This is a genomic window from Bradyrhizobium sp. Gha, from assembly GCF_900113735.1.
Lineage (GTDB): Bacteria > Pseudomonadota > Alphaproteobacteria > Rhizobiales > Xanthobacteraceae > Bradyrhizobium.
Map to the genome: position 1 here is coordinate 191463 of NZ_FOQM01000003.1, position 24512 is coordinate 215974.

Here is a 24512-nt window from a genome sequence, read left to right on the forward strand (position 1 = left end):
TTAGGTCTCATCGGGATTTTGTGATGTCGAAGTTGTCGATCGTCTTCAAGCTTCTGGCCGTGCTGTCGGTCCTCGTGCTCTCGCTTGCCGGCGTCGGTGTGGTGGCGATCGGCACCATGCAGAACATCAATTCGCACACGGTCGAGATCGCGGAAAGCTGGCTGCCGAGCGTGCGTGCGCTGGGCTCGATCCGCGCCGATGTCAACGAGCTGCGCGTCGCGCTCCGTCTGCATGTGATGCAGGATACGGCCGAGGGCAAGCAAGCTGCCGAAAAACGCCTCGCCTCGCTGCGCGAACGCATCGAGCAGACCCGTAAGATCTACGAGCCGCTGATCACGTCTGCCGAGGAGCGCTCGATCTATGGGCAATGGACCGCGGCGTGGGGCGAGTATCTCAACGGCGTGCAAGAGGTGATGGCGCTGTCGCGCAAGAGTCCGGGCAAGTTCCCGACCGAAGCGAACGAGCTGTTGCAGAGCAAGGTCGCCAAGATGGCGCAGGCCGCCGATCCGCTGTTGACGAAGGACATCGAGCTGAACAACCGCGGCGCCGAGATGGAGACCAAGCAGGCGGCTGACAGCTACGCCTCGATCTTCCGCCTGCTGGTCGGCATCATCGTGCTCTCGGTCGTGATCGCAATCGCTGCGGCCCATTATCTGGTTCGCGACGTGTCGCGCGGCATCGCTTCGATCATTCGCCCGATGCAGTCGCTCGGTGAAGGCGATCTTTCGGCAGAGGTGCCGCATCGCGGCGAGAAGACCGAGATCGGGGCGATGGCCGACGCGCTTCAGATCTTCAAGGAGGCGCTGATCGCCAAGAGGGCTGCTGACGAAGCGGCCGGGCGCGATGCCGACGCCAAGATCGAACGCGGCCGCCGCGTCGACGCCATCACCCGCAAGTTCGAAGCGATGATCGGTGAGGTTGTCGGGACCGTGTCGTCGGCCTCGACCGAGCTCGAGGCATCCGCCTCGACGCTGACCAACACGGCGCAGCGCGGACAGGAGCTCGCGACCGTCGTCGCCGCGGCCTCCGAGGAGGCCTCCACCAACGTTCAGGCCGTGGCGTCGGCTTCGGAGGAGTTGTCGTCCTCGATCACCGAAATCAGCCGCCGCGTGCAGGATTCGGCGCGGATGGCCGCGGAGGCCGTCGAGCAGGCGACGCGGACCAACGAGCGCGTCAACGAGCTGTCGCAGGCGGCCGCCCGCATCGGCGATGTCGTCGAGCTCATCAACACCATCGCGGGCCAGACCAATTTGCTGGCGCTGAACGCGACCATCGAGGCCGCGCGGGCCGGCGAAGCCGGCCGCGGCTTCGCGGTCGTCGCCTCCGAGGTCAAGGCGTTGGCCGAGCAGACCGCGAAGGCGACCGGAGAAATCGGAGCGCAGGTCGCGGGCATCCAGACCGCGACGCAGGAATCGGTCAATGCCATCCAGGAGATCAGCGGCACGATCGAGCGGCTGTCGGAGGTGTCCGCAGCCATCGCCGCGGCCGTCGAAGAGCAGGGCGCGGCCACGCAGGAAATCTCGCGTAACGTGCAGCAGGCTTCGGTCGGCACGCAACAGGTTTCATCGAACATCAGCGATGTGCAACGCGGTGCGATCGAGACCGGCGAGGCCTCGACCGAGGTGCTATCGGCGGCGAAATCGCTGGCGACCGACAGCACCCGCCTCAAGGTCGAAGTCGCGCAGTTCCTGGATTCGGTCCGCGCGGCATGATCAACCGCTCGTCTGTGGCGCCGGCGGTGGCGTGACCTGCCGCCGGAACAGGATGCGCTGGTAGAGCCAGCCGATTGCGACCAGCACGATGCCGAGGCCCATGAACGACAGCGCGCGATAGACGCCTGTCAGCGTCGACATGTCGATCACGAAAGCCTTCAGGATCGTCAGCGCGATGACGACGGCCGACGCCAGCCGGGCGCGTTCCGAATTGACCGCTATGCCGATACCGAGCAGCACCACGCCGAAGGCGAGCCAGCCGATCGAATAGGTGTATTGCTCGGCCCCGGTCGTCTCACCGCTGTCGAGGAACGGACCGTGATAGAAGCGGCGGATCTCGAGCGTCAGGTACGACAGTGCAAACACCAGCGCTGTGCCTGCGATCACGTTCGCGTAGATCTTGCCGCGTTCGCCGGCCACGGCATAGGCGAGCAGCAGCATCAGCACCGACGGCAGGGCGTAGCCGAGCAGCAGCAGGTTGAAAACGGCGCCGCCGACATCGATGTGCCAGATCAGCGGGTTCTGCAGGAACAGCAGGCCGAACACGCTGATGAAGCCGGCAATCGCCGTGAGCACGACCGCGCCAACATTGTGCACGATCGAGTGGCTGCGCAGCCGCAAGCGTTCCAGCCCGATCGCCATGGCCAGCGCCATCAAGACCTGCAGGGCAGCCTCTAACAGTGACGGCGCGGCGATCATGTCGCCGTCGGTGGCGAGATGGCGGACCTCCATGAAGGCGAGCAGCGCCGTGAACAGGATCGCCGCGGCCTCCACCATCCGCAGTGGCGCGTGATCACCCCTGCGCCGCAGGAAAAGGCTAGCGGCCCAGAACGAGGCTGCCGGCACGCCATAACCCCACAACAGCCAGTTGAAGACGGGCGTGGTGCCGACGGCATCGCCGACGATGCGCGGATCATAGCCGACGCGTGCGGTGACGATGCCGGCGAAGATCGCGGCAAGCCAGCGCAGGAATGGAATCGGCCGCCGCATCGCAATCCAGGCGGTGCCGAGCGACATCAGCGCCAGCGCGATGGTGAGCCAGCCCTTTTCGAGCGCGAAGGTCAGCGCCAGCGCCAGGGCGCCGAGCGTGCCGGTTGCAAACAACGCCGTGGAGATCGCAAGCCCCGGCCGGGTTTCGCGGCGGGTGAGCGCTTCCGTCGCCGCGCCAAAGGCGGCTGCGAGCAGTACCGCCAGGATCGCGAACGGGATCGAGCGGTCGAGATGGGCGATGCGGGCATAGAGCGCGACCAGGATCGCGATCGGCGTGGCGACGCCTGCCGCCGACCACACGACGGGAATGATCGCCGAATTCGAGCGCCCTTGCGCGAAGAAGCCGGCCAGGCCGAAGCCGGCGGCGAAGATCGCGGCCATCACCAGATGCTGTGTCACCGCGCTGTCGATTGCGGTCGGCGCGACGCCGGCCATGGGGCCGCCCGGCAGCACCAGCACATCAGGGTTGGCGCGCACCGCCCATTCGCCGAACACGATGAAGACGGTTGCAGCCGCGGCGCCCAGCGCGCCGGCGGCGGCCTCCGCGCGCCAGGCGACGGCCAGCGTCGCCGCGACAAGCAGTGTAAAGGCGATCAGCGAGAGATCGGCATGCGCGCTCGACAGCACGATCAGCATTGCGCCGAACAGATAGGCGCCGAGCGCGCTCGACGAGACCGGCTCGATCTGCCCGTCCTCGATATCAGGACCGAACATGAAGCCGCAGACGACGAGCAACGCGGCGAGCACGAACCCTGACATCAGGTGGAAGGCATGCGGCGCGAGGTGCCGGTCGCCGGTATCAAGGCCCGGGAAGATCCAGAGTACGGCGAAGACGATCGTCGTGACCGCGAGCCAGCGCCACAGCCTGATGCGGGCGAGGCCAAAGCTCGCGGCGGTGACGATGGCGAGATAGACATACAGCGCCCAATAGTCCGGCTTGCCGCTGGAGACGAGCACCGGCGTCGCGAAGGCACCGACCACGCCGAGGCCCGCAAGCGCCGGCCCGTGCAGCAGCGCGGTCGCAAGCGTGCCCATCGCAACGAGGCCGAGCAGCACGAAGGCGGTGGCGGGCACGAGAAAGCCGTAGAGCGCATAGGCGGCGTAGACGGTCGCAAATGCCACCGCTGTTCCGGCGGCGGTGAGGATCGCGGGGATGTCAGCGATCGGCAGTCCCTGGATGTTGGAGATGCTTTCCCTGCGCCGCGTCCATTCGCCGGCACCGAGCAGCGCGAGCGCGAACAAGCCACCGAGGAATACGCGGACGCCGGGGCCGACAAGGCCAGCCTCGATCGAATAGCGCACCATGAAGAAGCCGCCGAGCGCGAGTGCAAGCCCGCCGATCCACACCACCCAGCGCGTGCCGAGCCGTTCTTCGAAGCCGGGGGCTGGCGTCGGCAGCGACGGCGGCGCTTCGGCTGCGGGGCTCGCCTCGATCGGGGGCGGCGCAGCCTCTTCGGTGACGGGTGGCGGTGCGGCCTCGGCTTCCGGCGCAAGCGGCGGCGGCTCTGCTGCAGGCGTGCTCGCTTGCTCCTGCACAGGCAGCGGTGGCGGCGGCTGGACCTGCCGCAGCGCCAGCAGCGCGGCCTCCAGCGAGCCCAGCCGCCGGCGCAACTCGGTCGCCTGATTCGACGCTTTCAGCGCGATCAGGAACGCGGCGATCGCAATCATCACTGCAAAGACGTCGAACGGGGCGTCGAACATGGGGCCTCCTGGCGATCGGCGCGCAGGGGCCGACGCAAACTTGATCTAGCGCCGGGAGCGTACGCGCAAGCCCGGCGCGGGCCGCTCCTGGAGCACGTCACGGCGGAAGCGATAGAGCGCCGCCGGTCTCCCGCCCGTCTGTGTCGACATCACGCCGGTCGGTTCGACCAGGGCTTCGGTTTCGACCAGACGGCGGAAATTCTGCTTGTGCAGGTGGCGGCCGGAGATCGCCTCCACCGTGTACTGCAACTCAGTGAGTGTGAACTCAGCGGGCAAAAGTTCAAACACCACAGGGCGATACTTCAGTTTTGCGCGCAGCCGCGCGATCCCCGTAGCGAGGATCCGGCGGTGGTCGAACCGCATCGAGGTGCCGAGCGCGGGCAGTGTCGTGCGCGCCCTTGCTGCCGGTCGGCCGTCGCGTCTGGCCTCCTCGACCAGCCCGGCTTCGTACAGCAGCTCATAGCGGTCGAGCACGCGTTCCTCGTCCCAGGCCGCGCCGTCGAGCCCGAAATAGAGTCGCACGCGATCCCGGCGCGGCAACGCGCGCGTGGTCTCCGGCGTCTCTTGCGCGGCCCAGGCGGTCAGCGCCGGGACGATATCACGGCCGATGATCGCGGGCGGCGCCTCGCGCCAGTCTTCCCAGGGGAAGAAGCGATACCAGGGCTCGAAGCTCGCCGTGGTCGCAGCTCTCTCGGCAGTGCGCGTCAGCGCGAGATAGCCGATGGACACCATATGCGCGCCGGTGTCGCCGGCCTCCGCATGGCGGCCGCGATCGCCAAACGTATAGAGCTGCTCGACATACCCGAGCCGCAGGCCCGCCTGTTCCTCCACCCAGGCGCGCAGCCCGATCTCGAACGTTCGATGGCTCGGCGCATCGAACGGACCGAAGGGCAGGCCGGCGAGCCCGTCACTGCCACGCGAGGTCAGGACCAGCGGCTCATGATCCTCGATCGCGACGATCGCGGCAGTCAGGCCAATCTCGATCGGCGTGAGGAGCTTGTCGCTCATGCGGCGGTTATTGCTGGTGTCATTCGAGCTCGATCGCGAAGGGGCGGCTTTCGACCATCATCTCGGCCGGGCCCATTTCGTCGAGCGCGCGCAGCATGCGGCCGTTGCGCCCCAGCGCGCGGTCGGCGAGGCTGACGATGCGCCGGTTCGGCGAGGCGATCGGAGATGCCGCGCGGATCTTCTTCGCGATCTCGATCTCGTCACGTTCGGGGTTGAGCGCGCAGACGGCTGTGAATGCACTCGCGGTGGAGCGGCTGATGCCGGCAAAGCAATGCACCACCAGCGGCGCAGTGCGGTCCCACCCGCGCACGAAGTTCAGGACCTGGCCGATATGTGCTTCCGACGGCGCGACAAAGCCGTCCATCTCCTCGGTGATGTCGTCCATCGACACCTTGAGATGATTGGCCGGCAGCACCGAGACCGGCCGCGCCACCTGCTCGACATTGGCCATTACGGTCAGCACATGGCTGGCCCCGGTGCGGCGCACGGTTTCGGGAAGAGCGGCGAGCGAGCAGACGTGGATCATGGCAAACCTTTTTGCCGCTGATTATAACCGCGGCCGCTGGGGCGGGCAAAGGCGCATCGCACCGTGCCCACCATCTCGCACCTACGCAAACACGGCGCCAAACCGCTCCAGAAACTGCTTCTCGGCCCGGGCCGCGGTCCAGGGCGTCAGATAGTCGCGCCTGATGCTGTCGGAGAGGCCGGGATCCCTGCCGAACAGACGCTTCGCCTCGCTCTCGCTGAAACCGGCAAGCTCGGTCGCCTCCAGATAGGCCGCGCCGCGGTCGGCAGCCTTGATCGCCTGTGTGATCTCCTCGGGGAGCACCGGCGGCAAACCGAAACGGATGTGGATGGCGCCAAGCAGACGTTTCTCCACGGCCTTGTAGTGGCCGTCGAGCACGGCCTTGAACGGCGAGATCATGTCCCCGATCACATATTCAGGCGCATCATGCAGCAGTGCTGCCAGCCGCATGCGCGCGTCGACGCGCGGCATCTCGTGCCGCAGCACGGTCTCCACCAGCAGCGTGTGCTGCGCGACCGAGAAGATATGCGCCCCGGTGGTCTGCCCGTTCCAGCGAGCGACGCGCGCGAGCCCATGCGCGATGTCGCCGATCTCGACATCGAGCGGAGAGGGATCGAGCAGATCGAGCCGCCGGCCCGACAGCATGCGCTGCCAGGCGCGGGACGCCACATCGCGCGAGGTCTTCCTGGCCGTCATTTGGACTTGAGGCGCGGCTTGCGCTGCAGCTTGCTGCAGGTCGCGTGGCAGTGGCAGTCGACGAGATGATCGTTGACCATGCCGGTCGCCTGCATGAAGGCATAGACGATGGTCGGGCCGACGAACTTGAAGCCGCGCGAGGACAATTCCTTGGAGATTTGGATCGACAAAGGCGTCGAAGCCGGCACGCTTGCCGTGGTCTTGAAAGTGTTGACCTTGGGCCGGCCGTCCATGAAGTCCCACAGCAGTTTTGAGAAGCCCGGCCCCTTCTCCATGATGTCGAGGTAGGACTTCGCGCTCAGGATCGCACCGTCGATCTTGGCGCGGTTGCGCACGATGCCGACGTCGTTCATCAACGCGTGCACCTTCTTGTCGGTGTAGCGCGCGATCTTCTCCGGCTGGAAATCGTCGAAGGCTTTGCGGAAATTGTCGCGCTTGCGCAGGATCGTGATCCAGGACAGGCCGGCCTGGAAGCCGTCGAGGATCAGCTTCTCATACAGCGCGCGGTCATCATACTCGGGCACGCCCCATTCGGTGTCGTGATAGGCGACATAGAGCGGATCTTCGCCCGGCCAGGGGCAACGCGTCTTTCCGTCGGGATGCAGGCGGGGAGCACGGCTCATGCAATGGGCTGCTTTGCAGGGATGCGGACGATGTCAGGTTCTGCCAGCTCAAGCGCGAGTCCGCCAGCGGCGAGCGGCTGCCCGGCATCGAGCGCGTCCGCAACGCGGTCGATGCGCACCAGCGCGATGCCCTTGCCTTTCGCCGACGAGCCCATCGTGCCGACCGGCTTGTCGCCAGCCATGATACTGACGCCAGGCTCAGGCGAGGAGTCCTCGATCAATACTTTCACGCTGCGGGTGCGCGCGGTGCCGCGATGCTGCATGCGCGAGACGACCTCCTGGCCGACGTAGCAGCCCTTGTCGAAATCGACGCCAGCCAGGCGGTCCATGTTGGTCTCGTGCGGGAATGCGTCGCCGTACATGAAATCCAGCCCGCCGCGCGGCACGCCGAGCGCAATCCGGTGCGCCTCGTACTCGGAGGCGTCGACCAGCTCGGCACCGATCAGGTCGGACAGTTTCTGCTTGAGCTCTTCGGGGATCAGGATGCGCGTGCCGAGCGCTTCATTGCGTGGGTCGGCGAAGGCGAGGTCCGGCAGCGTCGCGGGCAGGCCGTCCCAGGCCGCAAGCACGCCGAGATCGCCGGAGAGGTTATCCACCGTCACCTTGGCGCGCAGCTTGTAGAATTTCAGCTTGGTGGCGAGGACTTCGGCCAGCGCCGTCGGGCAGTCGATCAGGAACCCGCCGCCATGGCCGGCGGGCGCTTCCGTGATCAGGAAATCCACGACGATCTTGCCCTGCGGCGTCAGCAATGCACCGAATCGCCCCAGGCCCGGCTTGAGCCTGTCGACGTCGGTGGTGATGAGGCCGTTGAGGAAGTTGCGCGCATCCTCGCCCGCGACCTTGATCACGCTCCGGTCAGGAAGAAACGCTGATTTCATGCGAAAATCTCTTGCGACATGGTGCTTCGGAACGTAAGCCCGCAAGGCATAAACGACAAGACCTCGAGCCCTGCGCTTGGGGATGAGAGAGGCCTCCAGCCATGACCCAGCGCTTCGATGTGATCCTCAGGGGCGGCACCATCGTCAACCAGGACGGCGAGGGCGTTCGCGATATCGGCATCACCAATGGTCGCATCGCCGAGCTGGGTCCGCTGTCGCAAAGCTCCGCCGCCGAGGTGATCGACTGCAAGGGCCTGCACATCCTGCCCGGCGTGATGGATACGCAGGTGCATTTCCGCGAGCCCGGGCTGGAACAGAAGGAAGATCTCGAGACCGGCTCGCGCAGCGCCGTGATGGGCGGCGTCACCGCCGTGTTCGAAATGCCGAACACGGCGCCGCTCACGGTGACCGAGGCCACCTTCACCGACAAGGTGAAGCGTGCCCATCACCGCATGCATTGCGATTTCGCCTTCTTCATCGGCGGCACCCGCGAGAATGTGCAGGATCTGCCGGTGCTGGAACGTGCGCCGGGCTGCGCCGGCGTAAAAGTGTTCATCGGTTCCTCGACCGGCGCGCTGCTTGTGGAGGACGACGAAAGCCTGCGCCGCATCTTCCAGGTGATCCGCCGCCGAGCCGCCTTCCACGCTGAGGACGAGTATCGTCTCAACGACCGCAAATCGCTGCGCATCGAGGGCGATCCGCGCTCGCATCCGGTCTGGCGCGACGAGACCGCGGCGCTGATGGCGACCCAGCGGCTGATCAAGCTCGCGCACGAGACCGGCAAGCGCATCCACGTGCTGCACATCTCGACCAAGGAAGAGATCGAGTTTCTGCGCGACCATAAGGACGTCGCGTCCTGCGAGGCGACGCCGCATCATCTCACGCTGGTCGCGCCTGAATGCTACGAGCGCCTCGGCACGCTGGCGCAGATGAACCCGCCGGTGCGATCAGCCGATCATCGCGCCGGCATCTGGCGCGGCATCGAGCAGGGCATCATCGACGTGCTCGGCTCCGACCACGCCCCGCATACGCTCGAGGAGAAGCAGAAGACCTATCCGGCGTCGCCCTCCGGCATGACCGGCGTGCAGACGCTGGTGCCGCTGATGCTCGATCACGTCAATGCCGGCCGGCTTTCTCTCGCCCGTTTCGTCGACCTCACCAGCGCCGGCCCCGCGCGTCTCTACAATATGGCCTGCAAGGGCCGCATCGCGGCCGGCTATGATGCCGATTTCACGGTGGTGGACCTCAAGCGCAGCGAGACCATCACCAACAAATGGGTCGCGTCGAAAGCAGGCTGGACGCCGTACGACGGCGTTCGGGTGACGGGTTGGCCCGTCGGCACGTTTGTGCGTGGCAAGCGCGTGATGTGGCAGGGCGAACTGGTCTCGTCCTCGCAGGGCGAGGCAGTGCGGTTTCTGGAGACGTTGAAGCCGTAAGGGGGTTGGGCGCGCAAGCTGCTTCCCCAGCCGTCATTGCGAGCGCAGCGAAGCAATCCAGAATCCCTCCGCGGGCGCAGTCTGGATTGCTTCGCTGCGCTCGCAATGACGAGGGGAGAGAGCTACACTTCCCCTCGAACGGGAGTGCAGTGCGATGTCCCAGCCGTCAGCCCTCATCACCACCGAGCAACTCGCTAGCATCCTCGGCCATCCCAACCTCCGCCTCTACGATTGCACGACCTATAACGAACCTGTCCCACCAGGCAGCAACGTGCCGTATCGCGCCGTCCCCGGCGACAAGACCTTCGCCGCCGGCCACATCCCGGGCGCCGATTTCCTCGATTTGCAAGGCGAATTCTCCGACACCTCCGCGCAGCAGTTTTTCATGATGCCTGAAGTGGCCCAGCTCGAAGCCGCCTTCGGCCGCCATGGGCTCGATGCCAAGAAGACCATCGTGCTCTACAGCATCGGCGCCATGATGTGGGCGACGCGATTCTGGTGGATGCTGCGCTCGCTCGGCGTCGATGCGCAGGTGCTCGACGGCGGCTTCGACAAATGGAAGGACGAGGGGCGGGCGGTCGAGACGGGTGCGCCGAAGGGCTATCCGGCCACGGTTTTCGAAGCCGCGCCGCGCGCTGGCTTCTTCGTCGACAAGACCTTTGTGAAGGCGCGGATCGGCGACCCATCGACCGTTATCGTCAATGCCCTCGGACCGCAATTTCACGGAGGTCTCGAGCCGAGCCGTTACGGCCGGCCGGGTCGCGTGCCCGGCAGCGTCAACGTACCAGCCGCAACGCTCACCAATGCCGACAAGACGCTGACGACGCTTGCGGACGCCGAAGCCAAGTTCACCGCGTTGGGCGTCACGCGCGACAAGAATGTGATCCTCTATTGCGGCGGCGGCATCTCCGCGACGGTCGATCTGCTGATGCTGACGCAGCTCGGCTACGACAAGCTGATGCTGTACGATGCCTCGATGGGCGAATGGGCGAGGGACGCGGCGCTGCCGATCGAGACGGATGAAAGGTAAGAAAAAGTCGGGAACCTTCGTCGCCATCCTGCATCCAATGTCTGGAACCAAGCTGAACGAGCAGGTGACCGCCATGCAACGGACCGTAGCCGGCCAGACAGCCGCCATCAGGACATCGGAAGCCGAGCTGATCGACCGGGCGCGGGGCCGGGACGAGGCCGCGCTCCGCCAGATCATGCAGGCCAACAACCGCAGGCTCTACCGCCTTGCACGCGGCATTCTGCGCAGCGACAGCGAGGCCGAGGATGTGGTGCAGGAAACCTATGTCCGCGCCTTCACCCATCTCGATGGCTTCAAGGGTGAATCCGCGCTGTCGACCTGGCTGTCGCGCATTGCCATCAACGAAGCGCTGGGCCGGGTGCGAAGTGCAAAACCCGACGTCGAGCTCGGCGCGGTTGGCGAAGAGGCGCTCGAGGCGCAAATCATCAAATTTCCCGTCTCTCCTCCAGGCGATCCGGAAAGGACCATGGCCCAGCGTGAAATCCAGCGCGTCGTCGAGCGCGCCATCGACGAGTTGCCTGACGTTTTTCGCATGGTTTTCGTCGCACGCGTGATGGAAGGGATGACCATCGAGGAGACCGCCGATCTGCTCGCCGTCAAGCCCGAGACCGTGAAGACGCGCCTGCACCGCGCGCGAACCATGCTGCGCGAGATCGTCGAGAAGGAGATCGGACCGGTGATGATGGACGCCTTCCCGTTTGCGGGCTGGCGTTGCGAGCGCCTGACCCTGGCGGTGCTGAAGCGTCTTGGAATCGGCGGCTGAATTATTCGGGAACGTCTGGCCGAAAATTCCATCCAATTCCTGTGGAGCAACGCCGGCACAACCATCCGGCAGCACAGGAGTGTCACATCATGTTCGTTCGTTGGAGCGCGGCGGTCGCCGCAGCCATTCTGTTGTCCAGCCCCGTGCTGCTGCAAGGCGCGCGCGCTGCCGACAAGCTCATCGATCCGCAGATCGCCCACATCGCCTACACCGCCGGCGTGATCGACATCAACGCGGCCAAGCAGGCGCAGAAAAAGGCCAAGAACAAGGACGTCAAGGCGTTCGCCGACGACATGCTGCGCGACCACGAGGCGGTCAACGAGCAGGCGCTCGCGCTGGTCAAGAAGCTCAACGTCACACCTGAGGACAACGATACCAGCAAGGCGCTGTCGAAGCAGGCGAGCGACAAGCTGGCCGAGCTCGACAAGCTGGACGGTGCTGCGTTCGATAAGGCCTATGTCGCCAACGAGGTCGCCTACCACAAGACGGTCAATGGCGCGCTGGAGACCCAGCTGATTCCCTCCGCCAGCAATCCCGAGCTGAAGAGCCTGTTGCAGACCGGCTTGAAGATTTTCCAGGGCCATCAGCAGCATGCCGAGCATGTCGCGGCCGAGCTCAAATAGGGCGCATGTGATGATGTCGGGACGCCTCGCTTCGATCGCGCTGGCAGCCGCCGTCCTGTCGATGTCGGTCCCGGCACACGCCGCGACCATCGAGATCACGATGGAAAATCTCGTGATCTCACCGGCCGAAATGTTGGCGAAGGTCGGTGACACCGTCACCTGGATCAACAGGGACGTCTTCGCCCACACCGCCACCGCGAAGAACGGCGACTTCGACGTGACTCTGCCGCCGAAGACATCGGCGACCTCAGTCCTGAAGAAGGCCGGGGTGGTCGATTATTATTGTCGCTATCATCCAAACATGAAAGCGACGCTCAACATCGAGCCGTGATGAACGGCCCTGCTCGTGTGGCGGGGCCGTTGCGGCCGCACTTACTGCCGCGCGAGGCAGACCGAGAATTCGCCGTTGCGAATGCGCGCGGGAAAACCCTCGACGAATTTCGCCACCGCGTCCTCGCCATAGGTGCCGACAAGTTCGGCAAGCGCGGCAAACAGGCTCGCCTGCGCCAGGCAGTCACCGTCGACGCCGTCATGGCGCGCTTCGGCCCAGGCCTCGTTGAGATAACTCAGTGCTGCCTGTTTCTGCTCATGATCGGGCAGCGGCGCGCGGGCGGGGGCGTAGGAAATCGGCTGGCTCATGAAACTCGATCAGGCTGGGCGCGATCCACGGCGATGCGCTGTGCAAGAGGTGTAGCACGCGCATTAACGTCCGCTAGGCCACATCTTTAAGAACGGTTAACGGCTGTGAATAAAGTCGATGACAAAGTTCCCGCGAACTCAGTTCGCGTAGCGCGCCGTGAGATCGCGCGAGATCTTCGAACCTTCCTCGATGGAACGGCGGATCGCCACCGTCGCGGCCGGCGTGCAGCTGCGATAGGTCTGTTGAAAGCCGTTATAGCCGCGATTGAAGCCCGCGATCATGCGGGTGCGGCGCTCGCCGGAGGGGGTTTCGGCATCGATCAGCGCCTGCATCTCGCTGCGCCATTTGTTGCCCTCGTTGGTGCCGCAGATGCCGCGCAGATAGTGCAGGCCGCCGAGGATCTCGGCCAGCCGCTGCAAATCGCCGTCGAACGGTGCCGCCACGTCCTGGGCCCGGGTGGGCGCAGAGGCGCAGGCGAGGATCAGGGCAAGGATGGCCAGAAATCGCGTCGACATCGGCGGGCTGTATGCCCCGTCGCGGCCGGGGAAGCAAGGCGAGCCGGGCGGGCGATGCGCTCCCTCTCGCGCTTGCGGAGAGGGACCGGAGCTCGGGGCTCGTTCAGAGGCCGATCAGCCGCGCAGCCGCCTGGATGATCTCCTCCAGGCCCCCGGTCATCTTGAGGTCGCCGAGGCTGCCCAGCGGATCCGGGGCGACCCACCTGAAATCATCGAGCTCGTCGTTCAGGGCCGGTTCCCGTGCCACCCAGCGGGCGGCAAAGGACATGATCAGGTAGTGACCGGCGCCCGGATCGGCCGGCAGCACCTCGCGCCAGCCGGCCAGGCCGATGATCTCGATCTCGAGCCCGGTCTCCTCGTCGACCTCGCGCCTGAGGGCCTGGTGCAGCGATTCGCCGAATTCGACCCGGCCGCCCGGCAGCGAATAGAACCCTTTGGCGGGCGAACGGGCCCGGCGGGTCAGCAGCACCTTGCCCTCGCGGAAAATCGCCGCGCTGACCGCGATCTGGGGATGGGTGGGCTGGGCGACCGAGGGCATCTTTTCAGCAACCCTGGCTAATTCGCCATGATGGTGTCGACGTCGGCTTCCGCGCCGCCATTGATGATGCCGCCGCAGGCCGCGATCAGCGGCTTGACCCAGAGGGTGGCCTGCTCGGCCAGCCGAACGCGGGTCGTGTCCTTCTCGACGTCGCGCATCGCGGAACCGACCGCAATCAGGATCGACGTCATGCTGTCGGTGAGGTGGTCGAACTGGGCGCGCACGTTTGGATCGGCCTTCTCATAGGCTTCGATGGCCAGGTCCCGCGCCTTGAAGTTCGAGGCCGTGAAATGCTCGGCATAGGACAGCGGCGACCAGGTCAGAAAGTCCTCAGCGCATTCCGGCATATCCGGGATCATCTCCAGGAGCATCACGGCTTCATTGAAATGGTTGAGATAGTCAGTGGCAAGCCCGGTCCGCGGGTTGATGTTGGCCACGCGCAGCCGTTCGGCCCAGGCTTGCGCCTCGGAGGCCGTCTCTGCATGCGTCCGCGCGGATTGCGAGGCCATTGAGCTCATCCACCGCAGTGTTAACGTTCGGGGTTAAAAGGACCTGAACGGACCCTATATAGACGCCTGAGATGTGTGGACGCTTCGTCATAACTTCGGCCCCCGCGGCTTTACGGCAACTGTTCGGATACGTCGAGCAGCCGAATTTCCCTCCCCGGTACAATGTCGCGCCGACGCAACCGATTCCGGTCGTGTTGCTCGAGAACGGCGCGCGCCATTTCCGCCTGATGCGCTGGGGCCTGTTGCCGAGCTGGGTCAAGGACCCCAAAGGCTTTACGCTGCTGATCAACGCCCGTTCCGAGACGGTGCTGGAGAAGCCTGCGTTCAAGAAGGCCATACGCCGGCGCCGTGGGCTGATCCCGGCCGATGGTTATTACGAATGGAAGTCTCTCGACGGCCGCAAGCAGCCGTTCTTCATCCATCGCGCGGACGGTGCGCCGCTCGGCTTCGCTGCGGTGTTCGAGACCTGGATCGGGCCGAACGGTGAGGAGCTCGACACGGTGGCAATCGTCACGGCTGCAGCAGGCGAGGATCTCGCCGCGTTGCATGACCGCGTGCCCGTGACCATCAGCCCGCGCGACTTCGAGCGCTGGCTCGACAGCCGGAGCGACGAGATCGATCCGGTCCTGCCGCTGATGGCGCCACCACGTATCGGCGAATTCGCCTGGCACCCGGTCTCCACCCGCGTCAATCGCGTCGCCAACGACGATGAGCAGCTGCTCTTGCCGATCAGCGCCGAGGAGATGGAAGCCGACGCTGCGAGGCCGAAGAAAGCGGTGCGAAAAGTTGCGGCCAGCTCGGCCGACGACGGGCAGGGCTCGTTGTTCTAGCTCAGCTTGAGCCATTCACTCCGACGTCGTCCCGGCGAAGCCGGGACCTATACCCCAGGGAGTAGTTATGAGGCGAGATGGCAGTGAGCAATCTTCGCCAAATTGAATTCGGTGGTTATGGGTCCGGGCCTTCGCCGGGACGACATCGAGCTTGGGATGCCGCCTTCACACAATCTCCCGAGCCTTCAACTCAGCGATCCCAGCTGCATCAAACCCGAGCTCGCCCAGCACCGCATCCGTATCCGCGCCAAGCTCCGGCGCCATCCGGTCGAGCTTGCCGCCGCCATGGGCGAGCTTGAACCCGCTGCCGGCAAATCGCAGGCGGCCGTAGGGTGTGTCGAGCTCCTGGATCGCACCGCGCGCCTTGATCTGCGGATGATCGATGATCTCCTCGATCTTCCAGATGCTGGCGCAGGGCGCGCCGGCGTCCTCGAGGATTTTTTCCCACTCGCGTGCCGGCTTTGCCGCAAGTGCTTGCTCGATGATGGCGCGGAGCGCGGGCTCGTTCTCGTTGCGGGAAAACCAGTCGGCGAAGCGGGGATCGGCGAGCGTATCCTCGCGGCCGAGCGTGGACATCAGCACGCGGTACTGCTTCTCATTGTTGACGGCGAGCAGGATGTGACCGTCGCCGCATTTGAACAGGTTTGCGGTGGTCCGGCGGCTGACCGCCTGATTTCCCGAGAGTTGCTGCCGGTGGCCGGCGACCGACCAGTCCGCGATTTGCCCCGAGAGAAATGCCATTGTTGCCTCCAGCATGGAGACGTCGATGAGCTGGCCCTTGCCGGTGCGGTCGCGCTGATAGAGCGCGCTCGACACCCCGAACGCGGCCGTCGCGCCCGAGAGCACGTCGCACACCGCAAAACCCGCGCGCGTCGGCCCTGTTTCGGGGTGACCGGTGATCGCCATGATGCCTGATAGCGCCTGCATCTTGCCGTCATAGCCCGGCCGCAATCGATCCGGGCCGGTCTGGCCAAAGCCCGAGACCGCGCAATAGATCAGCTTTGGATTGATCGCCGACAGCGCCTCGTAGCCGATGCCGAGCTTGTCCATCACGCCCGGACGGAAGTTCTCCATGACGACGTCGACCTGGGCAGCAAGCTTCTTCACGATCGCGATCGCGTCGGGTTTTTGCAGATCGAGCGTCAGGCTGCGCTTGTTGCCGTTGATGGCCTGGAACGCCGGCGCCAGCCCGCGCTCGGCCCATTCGCGTGAGAGCGGCGTCCGGCGCATGTCCTCGCCCTCGCGCCGCTCGACCTTGATGACATCGGCGCCCAGCAATGCGAGCTGATAGCTCGCATAGGGGCCGGCCAGAACTTGGGTGAAGTCCAGGATCTTCACGCCCTCGAACGGTCGCGTCACGTCTCTCTCCCGTTGTTTGTCGTTATTGGAGGACGTCAGGCGGCGCGGTTGCCGCGCGCGATCTCCTTCTGCTTGTCGAATTCGGCGCGGCGGCGCGCCAGCTCCTCGGGCGAGAGCTGCGCGACATTGTTGTAGTCGAGCTTCCAGGACGCATCCTCGCTCCAGCGCAGCGGCGACTGCATGGTCGTCTGCGGGCCGCTCGCGGTCTCCAACAGCGTGAGCGCCAGCTCCAGCGTCTGCGCCTGCGAGGCGACGTCGTGCGGCTTGCCGGCGGAATTGCCGAGGGGGAAATCCGAGAACAAAAAGCGCGGGACAGCGGCGTGCTCGATGATGTCCTTGGCGCAGCCCATGATCACGGTCGGAATGCCATTGGTCTCCAGATGCCGCGCCACCAGCGCCGTGGTCTGATGGCAGACCGGGCAGTTCGGCACCAGCACGGCGACGTCGACCTCGTCGGCAAGGCAGCGCGCCAAAATCTCCGGCGCGTCGGTGTCGAGTGTGACGCGATGGCTGCGGTTGGTCGGCGCGCCGAAGAAGCGCGGCGCAACTTCGCCTATGCGGGCCGCGGCGCGTGCCTTCAAGAGTTGCGGCAGCGGAAACCAGGTGCCGTTGTCGGTGGCCGTGGTGTGCTTGCGGTCGTAGCCGATATGCGAGATGCGCAGATCGTGCTGCTGCGACGTGTCGCCGTCATAGACCTGATAAAATTTCGCGCTGCCATTATACGCCGCGCCTGGTCCCTGGTCGCCCTTGGCGGGATCGTAGGGCGCCGCCGTGGTGATGATGGTGACGCGCGACTGCGCCAGTTTCTTCTTCAACGGCTGGAACGGCGCTTCGGTGTAATGCGCCCAGCGATACGGCGTGGTGTAACCGATCGCGCTATAATAATCCCGCGTGCGCTGCATATAGGGGACCGGGGAATCATAGTCGGGCGCAAAGCCGAATTCGTCGTCGCGCGGAGCGGACATGGGCGCGTCTCCAGGTTCTTGTTGAGCCCAGATTAGAGATAGTCGGTGGTTTGCTCAACAGCCGCCACGGGCGCGCAGGCCAGAATTGTCGTCCCGGTGGGGCTATCGGAAAATATGCAGCGCCGCGTATTGCAGCAGCATGATCGCCTTGGCGTCGATGATCCGCCCGTCGGCGATCATCGCGAGCGCCTCGTCGATACCGAGCTCCAGCACCTCGATATCCTCGCCCTCATGCGCGAGGCCGCCGCCGGCGCTGACGCGCATCGAAGGCTCGTATTCGGCGACGAAGAAATGCAGCTTCTCGGTGATGGCGCCGGGGCTCATGAACGCCTCGAACACCTTGTGGACGTCGTGCAGGCGATAACCGGTTTCCTCCTCGGCCTCGGCGCGGATGCGCACCTCGGGCGCGGCGTCGTCCAGCACGCCGGCGGCCGCCTCGATCAGCAGATCGTCGTAGCCCCGGATGAACGCCGGCAGGCGGAATTGGCGCACCAGGATCACGGTGCGGCCAGCGCGATTATAGGGCAGCACGGCGGCGGCATTGTCGCGCTCATAGGTCTCGCGGTGCTGCGTTTGCCACTCGCCATTGGCGCGGCGGTAGTCGAACGTCGTGGTCTTCAGCGGGGTCCAGCCGTCCGAGAGCACGCGGACGTCCTTGATGCGGACGCGGTTGGAAATGGTCATGACTTGATCTCAGTTGCTTGCAGTGGTCTCGCGGCCGTCGAGCCACTTCTGGAACATCACCGACGTCGATTCCTCGAAGCCGAGCGACTGGTAGAACGCATTGGCCTGCGCATTCTCGCGGCGCACGAGGAGCTGCAGCTTTGCGATGCCGGCTTGGCGCAGCCACTCTTCGGCCGCCGCCATGATGGCGCGGCCATAGCCGCGCTTGCGCCCATCAGGATCAACGGCGACGTAGTAGACCCAGCCGCGATGACCGTCATGGCCGACCATGACGGACGCAACGATCGCAGCGGCGTCGCGGCCGATCAGCACGGTGGAGTTCTCGCGCCGGCGCGCCAGCGCGATGTCGGCATGCGGATCGTTCCACGGCCGGGTCAGGCCGCAACGCTGCCACAGCGCAACGACGGTCTCGACATCGGCATCATCGATGGCGTCAATCGCAAGCATGCTCACAGCACCTTCCCCGGATTCATGATGCCGTGCGGATCGAGCATCGCCTTGATCGACCGCATCAGCTCGATCGCGGTCTTGTCCTTGACCTCGGGCAGCTCGTCGCGTTTGAGCACGCCGATGCCGTGCTCGGCCGAGATCGAGCCGCCCATGCGCAGCACGATCTCGAACACGACGGCGTTCACCTCGTGCCAGCGCGCCAGATAATCCGCGGTGTCGGCGCCGATGGGCTGGCTGACATTGTAGTGCAGATTGCCGTCGCCGAGATGGCCGAACGGCACCGGCCGCGCACCCGGGATCAGCTTGACGACGGCGGCGTTCGCCTCCGCGATAAATTCGGGCACGGCGGCTACGGGAACGGAAATGTCGTGCTTGATCGAGCCGCCCTCGGGCTTCTGTGCCGCCGACATCTCTTCGCGCAGCTTCCAGAAGGCGTTGCGCTGGGTCAGGTTGGCCGCGATCACGGCGTCGTCGACGATCCCGTTTTCCATGGCGCGGGTGAGGATCGTCTCCAGCGGGGTGCGCGCGTCCTCGCCGGGCGATGACAATTCCATCAGCACGTACCACGGATGCTTCTCAGCGAGCGGATCGCGCACGTCGATGCCGTGGCGAACGGAGAAGTCCACCGCCATCTCCGACAGCAGCTCGAAGCTCGTCAGTGCGTTCGCAGCCTCGCCTTGCGCGATGCTCAGTAGTTTCAGCGCCGCCGCTGGCGACTTCAGCCCGACATAGGCGGTCTCGACCGCCCGCGGCTTCGGAAACAGCTTCAATGTTGCCGCAGTGATGATGCCGAGGGTGCCTTCCGCGCCGATGAACAGATTGTGCAGATTGTAGCCGGTGTTGTCCTTCTTCAGCTTCGACAGCACGTTGAGCACGCGGCCGTCGGCGAGCACGACTTCCAGCCCCAGCGCCATCTCGCGCGCGACGCCATAGGCGAGCGCGGCGGTGCCGCCGGCGTTGGTCGAGAGATTGCCGCCGATGGTGCAGCTGCCTTCGGCGCCGAGCGACAGCGGAAACAGCCGGTCGACGTCGGATGCCTTCGCTTGCGCGATCTGCAGCACCACGCCGGCTTCGACCGTCATGGTGTTGGAGGCGGTGTCGACCTCGCGGATCTTGTCCAGGCGCCGCAGCGACACCACCACCTCGCCATTGTGCGGCGTCTGCCCACCGACGAGCCCGGTGTTGCCGCCCTGCGGCACCAGCGCGATTTTATGCGCGGAGGCGAGCTTGCAGATCGCGGAGACTTCCGCCGTCGAGCCCGGGCGCAGCACCAGGGGCGAGCGGCCGTGGAACAGATTGCGCTCCTCGGTGACGTAAGCCTCGATGTCGGTCGCGTCGGTGATCGCGTGGCGATCGCCGACGATCTCGCGGAATTGGTCGATCAGCTCGGGCGCAAGCGGCGGAATGGCGGATTGATTGATGTTCATCGTCTCGTCTCTGTTTCTTATCTCGCCACCGCGGCCCGGCGCAGCCGGTCATTGATCGCTTCACCGAGGCCTTCTTCGGGGATCGTCATCACCGCGATCGCCCGCGGTGCTTTCGCATCAAGCGCTCGAAGATAGCCGAACAGATTGGCCGCGGCCTCATCGAGATCAGCGGTGGGCGACAAATTCATGACGGCGGCGGTCGCCTCCTGGCCAGGCAGGCGATCAGGCCCGAACGCCAGCAGCGCTTCATCGGGGGCAACGTCCCGCGCATCGAGCCGCACCTGGGCGCGCGGCGCGTAATGCGAGGCCATCATGCCCGGCGCCAGCGGCTGGCTGTCGTCGCTCTCGGTCTCTACGGGCGGTCGCGCCAAGGGCAGGCCCAGCACGGCCTCGATCCGCTCGCGCGATAATCCGCCCGGGCGAAGCAGGGTCGGCGCCTCGAAGCATCCGACGATGGTCGATTCCACGCCGACCGCAACAGGCCCGCCGTCGATGATCAGGTCGATCCGCCCCGCAAGGTCGCTCGCGACATGCGCGGCCAGCGTCGGAGAGACGTGGCCGGAGATGTTGGCCGACGGCGCCACCACCGCGCCGCCAAAGGCGCGCAGGATCGCCTCCGCCACGGGGTGGGCGGGCATGCGGATCGCGACCGTGTCGAGGCCCGCTGTGGCGAGATCGGAGACCGGACAATGGTCGGTCTTCGGCACCACCAGCGTCAACGGCCCCGGCCAGAACGCTTCCGCGAGCTTCAACGCGCACGCGTCGAACCGCCCGATCCGCCGTGCCGCGGCGAGGTCGGCGACATGGGCGATCAGCGGATTGAAGGCCGGCCGGCCCTTGGCGGCGTAGAGATGGGTGATCGCGGCCGCGTTCGCCGCGTCGGCCCCGAGCCCGTAGACGGTCTCGGTCGGAAACGCGACCAGCCCGCCTGCGGCTAAAGTCCGGGCGGCGGCTTCCGCGCCGGCTTGGCCGGCCGGCAAAATCGACGTTTCAAGACCCATTTTCACAGGGACAAAATTCCTCATAACGGCCGCTTGCGGTGCGCCAAACCCGACGCTATAAGCCGGCCTCTTGTCGGAGTGTGGCTCAGCCCGGTAGAGCACTGCGTTCGGGACGCAGGGGTCGCAGGTTCGAATCCTGCCACTCCGACCAGAAATCATTAGGTTTTTCCTTCTGATCTGTGGTCCTTCCCGAGTCAACCATCGTTTCAACCACGGAAACATACCGGCTTTTTTGGCCAATGACGGTGGCCGCCCCCTGCAAAAAGTCCGGGTGTGGTGGTCCGTAGGTGTCCTCTAGGACCTCGGGACACACGCCTGGGATCCCTGCCGCCTCCCAGATTGGCACGCCACGTGGCATTAGCCATGTTGCAGCGGTATGGCGCAGGGTGTGGCGTGTGACCCTGCCGGGCAGACGGGCAAGCCCTACGACATTCAAACGGGGGAGAATCCGTTCTGCAGCTCCGTCATTCTGTCACTTGAGTGAGCGGATGTAGTCGGCCAAATCCGATATTTCTGATCGCTGGAGCGACAGGCTTGGCATATTGGGGTGCGGCTTGAGCAGCAGGAACGCGAGTTTGTTCTGATCGAACTCGGGCGTTCGCGCGATCTGGCTGAATGGCGGCGCATGGTCGATGGCATTCGTCTGGCCGGACTCGACGATATGACAGATTGAGCACCAGCGTTTTGCGATGTCCTTGCCGTGTTGGGGATCGGCCACCGCGGATTGCGCCAGAATCGCGCACGCGAGCAATACCACGAAGGAGGATTTAAGCGTTTCGGACATGGTAGGCCTTTTACGTTCGGCGAGGTGGCTTGTCCGCCCGGCTGCATTTGGTCGGCGTATTGCTGCTGGGAACCTTATGGCCAAGAAAACGCGGCTACTTTCGTTCGGCTTCAGCCTCTTGCTCCAGCCGCAGAATATGGGCGCGCAGCGCATCGAACCGCTCTTCGGCAACGTCGCTGAACAGCGGATCCTTGAGACCGGTTTCCGCCGAGGCGATCTCGGTCCAATCCTGTGGCTTGAGTGCCTTGAGCGCAGCGGGAAAGAAATCGCGATCTTCCATCATCACGTGACGGCGCTCGTGCGCGATAAAATCGCGAACGATGATATCCACATTTTCGCGAAGCATTTCCCGATCCGCGAGTACGCCGTCGACCACCCGAGCGACGCGGCGTAGAAGCTGGGCCCCTTTCTGGTGTTCGCGAGCCAGATCACCGATCTTCGCAGCAGCAGCTGGATCGCGTGTTTTTAGCTTGGCAAAGACGCGGTCTTCCTGGGGATGGTGATACACTTCCGGGTAGACTTCGAAATAACTGATCACCGCGCGAATGACCTCGTAGTCGGGACGTTCTCCGCGGTCGAACACCTCGAGTTCCCGCTCGAGGATGGTGAGCAGTGTCTCGATATTGCGATGCTCTTGGGACAGGCGTTCAATGATCATGGCAACACTCCACTGAGTGAACCGTTTCGAAGAATGATCCTCTGGCCTGCATCTGCTTTGCGACAGATCAAATCTCGTCAGATTAGTATGCAGCCACGTACGCTGAAATGACCTCAGCTGCCGGAGAACGAGGAAATCGTTGATCTAGATCATTTCACCATGCCGCCAACATCGCATGCTGCTCACCGGACACGAGGGAGGTTCCATATGGCACCGTTCTCAGCACTACACGAAAGATGCCCTCGCTGTGGTTCCGGGTTGATGCACCTCGAGTGGCACGAACGCATTAATGCTCAGGAAGCGCAAGAGCTCTGGCGCTGCTGGAATTGTAAAAGCGAATTTGTCACCGCTGCCGAGCCGGACAGGACGGAGCCGTCAGCCGCCGACATCACCGAACCGTTCTTTACGAACCTGCTCGTCTGATCAGATAGGCCCGGCCGATCCAGAAGGACGCTATCGTGCCTCATCCATTTCAAGCGCCATGAAGTTGCGGACTCTGATGATCGTCGTGATTGCTGCGATACTCCCGCCATTCAATGCGGGAGCACAGCTGAACTTGCCTGCTGGCAGCACGTCAACCCAACTATCCGACCTGATGATCGCGCTACAATTCCAACACATCAAATTATGGTTTGCCGGAAAGTTCAGCAACTGGGATCTGGCGAATTATGAGCTTCGACAGATCCAGACAAACTTGCGGAAGGTAATGCCGTCCCCCTCCGAAAGCTTGCGATCGTCTCAAGGTACCGAAGAGCTGCAAGCTCTGGATCGCGCGATCCAACAGAAAGATGGTGCAGCTTTTTCCAAGGCCTACTCGGATCTCACGAACGAATGCAACGCCTGCCACCGCGCCAGCGGATTCGGTTCGATCGCCATCCAGGTGCCGGCCAACTCGCCGTTCAGCGATCAGCTGTTCGTGGATCAGGTCGCGCAGGGGCGCGCGCTCGCTCACGGGACCTGTGGCCTCTGTCACGTCGTCTCGGATTCCTCAAGGGAGACGCCTGCCTTTCGTTTCCCCGCGCCAAGCTTCGGCGAAATTGCCAGCCGACCATCTTTTTCAGCCAACGATCTCCGACAACTATTGACGTCAAATCACCGTCGCGTCGGCCCGAACCAGGCAATGCTCAACCCAAAGCTCGTCGAATACCAGATTGACGCGATCGTGGCGTTCTTCGAGACCTTGCAAGCCGACCGGGCTCGCTAAGTTCTCAGCTTGCAGCTCTTTAGCACGCGATGAGGTCGGTATGTCCAAATCCCCGTGAGTAGTCGAGCAGTGAGACGATCGTGGGTGTCAGGCGAAAGACGCAGACCTGCGAGGTTTTCGGCATGGGGAGATCGAGGCCTTTCTGGTTCGGATATCGCGAGATCAGGAGCCGCAAGGCTTTTTCGAATTCGGCGGGATCCGTTACGAGGTTCGCGCGTGCCGCCATCGACAAACCCGCGATGTCCAATACCTGGGCGGGATCGTCGTCCACCGTTAGCGAGACCCGATCGTCCCTCGCCAGGTTGGCTGCCTTCTGGCTGTCCGCTCCGCAAAGAAAATAGATGACGAGTCCATCGTTGGCGTAGCCGACGGTAGTCACCTGGGGCCACCCGTCGGGTCGTACCGTAGCGATCCTCGCGGTCCGGTGCTGATTCAAAAGCCGAAGGATCTTCCGCCTGAACTTTTCGTCCATTGGTTGCCTCATCATGAACGTGGTGATGGCGGTGTTCAAACCGTACTCAGCTTGGGAAATCCGCCGGCTCCACGGCGATGCGATCGGCGTGAAGTGACCAGTCTCGAATCGCGCGCCCCTCGCAAAATGTCTGCTGGGCCAGCAGGGCTGCTTCCGTCTCGTCGCGCGCATCGATGTCGATCGTGTGTTGGCACGCTTCACAAGGCTGTCCCTGGTCGCCAACCACGTCCTTGAGAAAGCGGACGACAAAATGTGCCATGGTCTCTCACTTTCGATTTGCCCGGCATCTTGCCGGATCTGCCAGCAGTCCAGATTGATCAGGATCAAGCGATGGAGCTCCGCCAAGCGGTAAGAATTACCGACCTCCGCCCGAGCTTGCGAAGGACCTCACGAGGCACCCGTTCGGCGACATCGAAAAGCACTTGCTGGACGAGTAGCGCAGGCCGTTGGAGCAGCCTGCGTGACGTGGCAGCTCCGACTACCGGCTTGG

Annotated in this window: 28 protein-coding genes and 1 tRNA gene; 9 read left to right on the forward strand and 20 right to left on the reverse strand. The window is 64.5% G+C overall.

The window, feature by feature from the left end; translation table 11 throughout:
* The first annotated feature begins 23 nt into the window (after positions 1–23).
* Entirely contained in the window at positions 24–1712 is a 1689-nt protein-coding gene (locus tag BM222_RS06540) for a methyl-accepting chemotaxis protein (RefSeq protein WP_177243043.1), read from the forward strand.
* On the opposite strand, the gene BM222_RS06545 is transcribed toward BM222_RS06540, so the two are convergent.
* The 6 genes from BM222_RS06545 to ygfZ form a co-directional block, all read right to left on the reverse strand.
* On the reverse strand, positions 1713–4403 hold the full coding sequence (locus BM222_RS06545; RefSeq protein ID WP_092227468.1) for a DUF2339 domain-containing protein: 2691 nt from the start codon (positions 4401–4403) through the stop codon (positions 1713–1715).
* Between the two features lie 45 nt (positions 4404–4448).
* Complete coding sequence (locus BM222_RS06550) at positions 4449–5411, reverse strand: NUDIX hydrolase (RefSeq protein WP_092227469.1); 963 nt, start codon at positions 5409–5411, stop codon at positions 4449–4451.
* Positions 5412–5430: 19 nt separating this feature from the next.
* Positions 5431–5937 (reverse strand): tyrosine phosphatase family protein, encoded by a 507-nt coding sequence (locus BM222_RS06555; protein ID WP_092227470.1) that lies wholly within the window; start codon positions 5935–5937, stop codon positions 5431–5433.
* Positions 5938–6018: 81 nt separating this feature from the next.
* On the reverse strand, positions 6019–6633 hold the full coding sequence (locus BM222_RS06560) for a YfbR-like 5'-deoxynucleotidase (RefSeq protein WP_092227471.1): 615 nt from the start codon (positions 6631–6633) through the stop codon (positions 6019–6021).
* A complete protein-coding gene (locus BM222_RS06565; RefSeq protein ID WP_092227472.1) occupies positions 6630–7256 on the reverse strand; it encodes a DNA-3-methyladenine glycosylase I in 627 nt (208 codons plus the stop codon). The genes BM222_RS06560 and BM222_RS06565 overlap by 4 nt, the downstream gene beginning before the upstream one ends.
* Positions 7253–8134: a CAF17-like 4Fe-4S cluster assembly/insertion protein YgfZ gene (gene ygfZ / locus BM222_RS06570; protein WP_092227473.1), complete on the reverse strand. Its 882-nt coding sequence runs from the start codon at positions 8132–8134 to the stop codon at positions 7253–7255. The genes BM222_RS06565 and ygfZ overlap by 4 nt, the downstream gene beginning before the upstream one ends.
* Before the next feature lie 101 nt (positions 8135–8235).
* On the opposite strand from ygfZ, the gene BM222_RS06575 reads away from it, so the two are divergent.
* From BM222_RS06575 to BM222_RS06595, 5 genes are all read left to right on the forward strand, one after another.
* Positions 8236–9570 (forward strand): dihydroorotase, encoded by a 1335-nt coding sequence (locus BM222_RS06575; RefSeq protein WP_092227474.1) that lies wholly within the window; start codon positions 8236–8238, stop codon positions 9568–9570.
* A gap of 154 nt (positions 9571–9724) precedes the next feature.
* Positions 9725–10600: a sulfurtransferase gene (locus BM222_RS06580; RefSeq protein ID WP_092227475.1), complete on the forward strand. Its 876-nt coding sequence runs from the start codon at positions 9725–9727 to the stop codon at positions 10598–10600.
* Positions 10601–10673: 73 nt separating this feature from the next.
* The gene (locus tag BM222_RS06585) at positions 10674–11363 is read left to right on the forward strand and encodes an RNA polymerase sigma factor (protein ID WP_177243068.1); all 690 of its coding nucleotides are present in this window, start codon (positions 10674–10676) and stop codon (positions 11361–11363) included.
* A gap of 89 nt (positions 11364–11452) precedes the next feature.
* A complete protein-coding gene (locus tag BM222_RS06590) occupies positions 11453–11986 on the forward strand; it encodes a DUF4142 domain-containing protein (RefSeq protein ID WP_092227476.1) in 534 nt (177 codons plus the stop codon).
* 10 nt (positions 11987–11996) lie between these two features.
* On the forward strand, positions 11997–12317 hold the full coding sequence (locus BM222_RS06595) for a cupredoxin domain-containing protein (protein ID WP_092227746.1): 321 nt from the start codon (positions 11997–11999) through the stop codon (positions 12315–12317).
* Positions 12318–12358: 41 nt separating this feature from the next.
* Here the strand turns inward: BM222_RS06595 and BM222_RS06600 are convergent, their stop codons facing one another.
* The 4 genes from BM222_RS06600 to BM222_RS06615 all read right to left on the reverse strand — a co-directional run bounded on the left by BM222_RS06600 (position 12359) and on the right by BM222_RS06615 (position 14197).
* Positions 12359–12625 (reverse strand): hypothetical protein, encoded by a 267-nt coding sequence (locus BM222_RS06600; RefSeq protein ID WP_092227477.1) that lies wholly within the window; start codon positions 12623–12625, stop codon positions 12359–12361.
* A 138-nt stretch (positions 12626–12763) separates the two neighbouring features.
* Entirely contained in the window at positions 12764–13141 is a 378-nt protein-coding gene (locus BM222_RS06605) for a TIGR02301 family protein (RefSeq protein ID WP_092227478.1), read from the reverse strand.
* A gap of 103 nt (positions 13142–13244) precedes the next feature.
* Positions 13245–13679: an NUDIX hydrolase gene (locus BM222_RS06610; RefSeq protein ID WP_092227479.1), complete on the reverse strand. Its 435-nt coding sequence runs from the start codon at positions 13677–13679 to the stop codon at positions 13245–13247.
* Positions 13680–13696: 17 nt separating this feature from the next.
* On the reverse strand, positions 13697–14197 hold the full coding sequence (locus BM222_RS06615) for a hypothetical protein (RefSeq protein WP_092227480.1): 501 nt from the start codon (positions 14195–14197) through the stop codon (positions 13697–13699).
* 62 nt (positions 14198–14259) lie between these two features.
* Here BM222_RS06615 and BM222_RS06620 point away from each other — a divergent pair, with 62 nt between their 5' ends.
* Positions 14260–15018: an SOS response-associated peptidase gene (locus BM222_RS06620; RefSeq protein ID WP_092227481.1), complete on the forward strand. Its 759-nt coding sequence runs from the start codon at positions 14260–14262 to the stop codon at positions 15016–15018.
* Between the two features lie 165 nt (positions 15019–15183).
* Here BM222_RS06620 and BM222_RS06625 read toward each other — a convergent pair whose 3' ends face one another.
* From BM222_RS06625 to BM222_RS06650, 6 genes are all read right to left on the reverse strand, one after another.
* Complete coding sequence (locus BM222_RS06625) at positions 15184–16377, reverse strand: CaiB/BaiF CoA transferase family protein (protein WP_092227482.1); 1194 nt, start codon at positions 16375–16377, stop codon at positions 15184–15186.
* A 35-nt stretch (positions 16378–16412) separates the two neighbouring features.
* On the reverse strand, positions 16413–17342 hold the full coding sequence (locus BM222_RS06630) for a glycine reductase (protein WP_092227483.1): 930 nt from the start codon (positions 17340–17342) through the stop codon (positions 16413–16415).
* A 102-nt stretch (positions 17343–17444) separates the two neighbouring features.
* The gene (locus tag BM222_RS06635; RefSeq protein ID WP_092227484.1) at positions 17445–18026 is read right to left on the reverse strand and encodes an NUDIX hydrolase; all 582 of its coding nucleotides are present in this window, start codon (positions 18024–18026) and stop codon (positions 17445–17447) included.
* Positions 18027–18035: 9 nt separating this feature from the next.
* Positions 18036–18473, reverse strand: coding sequence for a GNAT family acetyltransferase (locus tag BM222_RS06640; protein WP_502690870.1), 438 nt, complete (start codon positions 18471–18473; stop codon positions 18036–18038).
* Between the two features lie 2 nt (positions 18474–18475).
* The gene (locus tag BM222_RS06645; RefSeq protein WP_092227486.1) at positions 18476–19903 is read right to left on the reverse strand and encodes an FAD-binding oxidoreductase; all 1428 of its coding nucleotides are present in this window, start codon (positions 19901–19903) and stop codon (positions 18476–18478) included.
* Between the two features lie 17 nt (positions 19904–19920).
* Positions 19921–20904: an L-threonylcarbamoyladenylate synthase gene (locus BM222_RS06650; protein WP_244547034.1), complete on the reverse strand. Its 984-nt coding sequence runs from the start codon at positions 20902–20904 to the stop codon at positions 19921–19923.
* A 74-nt stretch (positions 20905–20978) separates the two neighbouring features.
* Between BM222_RS06650 and BM222_RS06655 the strand changes: the two genes are divergently transcribed.
* Positions 20979–21055 (forward strand) — tRNA-Pro (locus tag BM222_RS06655).
* Between the two features lie 321 nt (positions 21056–21376).
* Here the strand turns inward: BM222_RS06655 and BM222_RS06660 are convergent.
* Together BM222_RS06660 and BM222_RS06665 are read right to left on the reverse strand one after the other, a co-directional pair.
* The gene (locus tag BM222_RS06660; RefSeq protein WP_092227488.1) at positions 21377–21688 is read right to left on the reverse strand and encodes a c-type cytochrome; all 312 of its coding nucleotides are present in this window, start codon (positions 21686–21688) and stop codon (positions 21377–21379) included.
* 94 nt (positions 21689–21782) lie between these two features.
* Positions 21783–22346, reverse strand: a complete 564-nt coding sequence (locus tag BM222_RS06665) for a hemerythrin domain-containing protein (protein WP_092227489.1) — start codon at positions 22344–22346, stop codon at positions 21783–21785.
* A gap of 499 nt (positions 22347–22845) precedes the next feature.
* Between BM222_RS06665 and BM222_RS06670 the strand changes: the two genes are divergently transcribed.
* Positions 22846–23550, forward strand: a complete 705-nt coding sequence (locus tag BM222_RS06670) for a hypothetical protein (RefSeq protein WP_244547021.1) — start codon at positions 22846–22848, stop codon at positions 23548–23550.
* Positions 23551–23569: 19 nt separating this feature from the next.
* Here the strand turns inward: BM222_RS06670 and BM222_RS06675 are convergent, their stop codons facing one another.
* Together BM222_RS06675 and BM222_RS06680 are read right to left on the reverse strand one after the other, a co-directional pair.
* Complete coding sequence (locus tag BM222_RS06675; protein WP_092227747.1) at positions 23570–24022, reverse strand: pyridoxamine 5'-phosphate oxidase family protein; 453 nt, start codon at positions 24020–24022, stop codon at positions 23570–23572.
* 46 nt (positions 24023–24068) lie between these two features.
* Positions 24069–24281 carry a hypothetical protein gene (locus tag BM222_RS06680; RefSeq protein WP_092227491.1) on the reverse strand — a complete coding sequence of 71 codons (213 nt, stop codon included), beginning with the start codon at positions 24279–24281 and terminating at the stop codon, positions 24069–24071.
* Between the last annotated feature and the right edge of the window lie 231 nt (positions 24282–24512).

Excerpts from the sequence above, each read along its gene's own strand:
- BM222_RS06600 (WP_092227477.1), bottom strand. The coding sequence starts at position 12,625 with ATGAGCCAGCCGATTTCCTACGCCCCCGCCCGCGCGCCGCTGCCCGAT.
- BM222_RS06630 (WP_092227483.1), bottom strand. The coding sequence starts at position 17,342 with ATGTCCGCTCCGCGCGACGACGAATTCGGCTTTGCGCCCGACTATGAT.
- BM222_RS06590 (WP_092227476.1), top strand. The coding sequence starts at position 11,453 with ATGTTCGTTCGTTGGAGCGCGGCGGTCGCCGCAGCCATTCTGTTGTCC.
- BM222_RS06550 (WP_092227469.1), bottom strand. The coding sequence starts at position 5,411 with ATGAGCGACAAGCTCCTCACGCCGATCGAGATTGGCCTGACTGCCGCG.
- BM222_RS06545 (WP_092227468.1), bottom strand. The coding sequence starts at position 4,403 with ATGTTCGACGCCCCGTTCGACGTCTTTGCAGTGATGATTGCGATCGCC.
- BM222_RS06580 (WP_092227475.1), top strand. The coding sequence starts at position 9,725 with ATGTCCCAGCCGTCAGCCCTCATCACCACCGAGCAACTCGCTAGCATC.
- BM222_RS06620 (WP_092227481.1), top strand. The coding sequence starts at position 14,260 with ATGTGTGGACGCTTCGTCATAACTTCGGCCCCCGCGGCTTTACGGCAA.
- BM222_RS06650 (WP_244547034.1), bottom strand. The coding sequence starts at position 20,904 with ATGGGTCTTGAAACGTCGATTTTGCCGGCCGGCCAAGCCGGCGCGGAA.
- BM222_RS06605 (WP_092227478.1), bottom strand. The coding sequence starts at position 13,141 with ATGTCGACGCGATTTCTGGCCATCCTTGCCCTGATCCTCGCCTGCGCC.
- BM222_RS06610 (WP_092227479.1), bottom strand. The coding sequence starts at position 13,679 with ATGCCCTCGGTCGCCCAGCCCACCCATCCCCAGATCGCGGTCAGCGCG.
- BM222_RS06585 (WP_177243068.1), top strand. The coding sequence starts at position 10,674 with ATGCAACGGACCGTAGCCGGCCAGACAGCCGCCATCAGGACATCGGAA.
- BM222_RS06660 (WP_092227488.1), bottom strand. The coding sequence starts at position 21,688 with ATGTCCGAAACGCTTAAATCCTCCTTCGTGGTATTGCTCGCGTGCGCG.
- BM222_RS06575 (WP_092227474.1), top strand. The coding sequence starts at position 8,236 with ATGACCCAGCGCTTCGATGTGATCCTCAGGGGCGGCACCATCGTCAAC.
- BM222_RS06555 (WP_092227470.1), bottom strand. The coding sequence starts at position 5,937 with ATGATCCACGTCTGCTCGCTCGCCGCTCTTCCCGAAACCGTGCGCCGC.
- BM222_RS06680 (WP_092227491.1), bottom strand. The coding sequence starts at position 24,281 with ATGGCACATTTTGTCGTCCGCTTTCTCAAGGACGTGGTTGGCGACCAG.
- BM222_RS06565 (WP_092227472.1), bottom strand. The coding sequence starts at position 7,256 with ATGAGCCGTGCTCCCCGCCTGCATCCCGACGGAAAGACGCGTTGCCCC.
- BM222_RS06645 (WP_092227486.1), bottom strand. The coding sequence starts at position 19,903 with ATGAACATCAATCAATCCGCCATTCCGCCGCTTGCGCCCGAGCTGATC.
- BM222_RS06540 (WP_177243043.1), top strand. The coding sequence starts at position 24 with ATGTCGAAGTTGTCGATCGTCTTCAAGCTTCTGGCCGTGCTGTCGGTC.
- BM222_RS06595 (WP_092227746.1), top strand. The coding sequence starts at position 11,997 with ATGATGTCGGGACGCCTCGCTTCGATCGCGCTGGCAGCCGCCGTCCTG.
- BM222_RS06615 (WP_092227480.1), bottom strand. The coding sequence starts at position 14,197 with ATGAGCTCAATGGCCTCGCAATCCGCGCGGACGCATGCAGAGACGGCC.
- BM222_RS06635 (WP_092227484.1), bottom strand. The coding sequence starts at position 18,026 with ATGACCATTTCCAACCGCGTCCGCATCAAGGACGTCCGCGTGCTCTCG.
- BM222_RS06640 (WP_502690870.1), bottom strand. The coding sequence starts at position 18,473 with ATGCTTGCGATTGACGCCATCGATGATGCCGATGTCGAGACCGTCGTT.
- BM222_RS06665 (WP_092227489.1), bottom strand. The coding sequence starts at position 22,346 with ATGATCATTGAACGCCTGTCCCAAGAGCATCGCAATATCGAGACACTG.
- BM222_RS06560 (WP_092227471.1), bottom strand. The coding sequence starts at position 6,633 with ATGACGGCCAGGAAGACCTCGCGCGATGTGGCGTCCCGCGCCTGGCAG.
- ygfZ (WP_092227473.1), bottom strand. The coding sequence starts at position 8,134 with ATGAAATCAGCGTTTCTTCCTGACCGGAGCGTGATCAAGGTCGCGGGC.
- BM222_RS06675 (WP_092227747.1), bottom strand. The coding sequence starts at position 24,022 with ATGGACGAAAAGTTCAGGCGGAAGATCCTTCGGCTTTTGAATCAGCAC.
- BM222_RS06670 (WP_244547021.1), top strand. The coding sequence starts at position 22,846 with ATGATCGTCGTGATTGCTGCGATACTCCCGCCATTCAATGCGGGAGCA.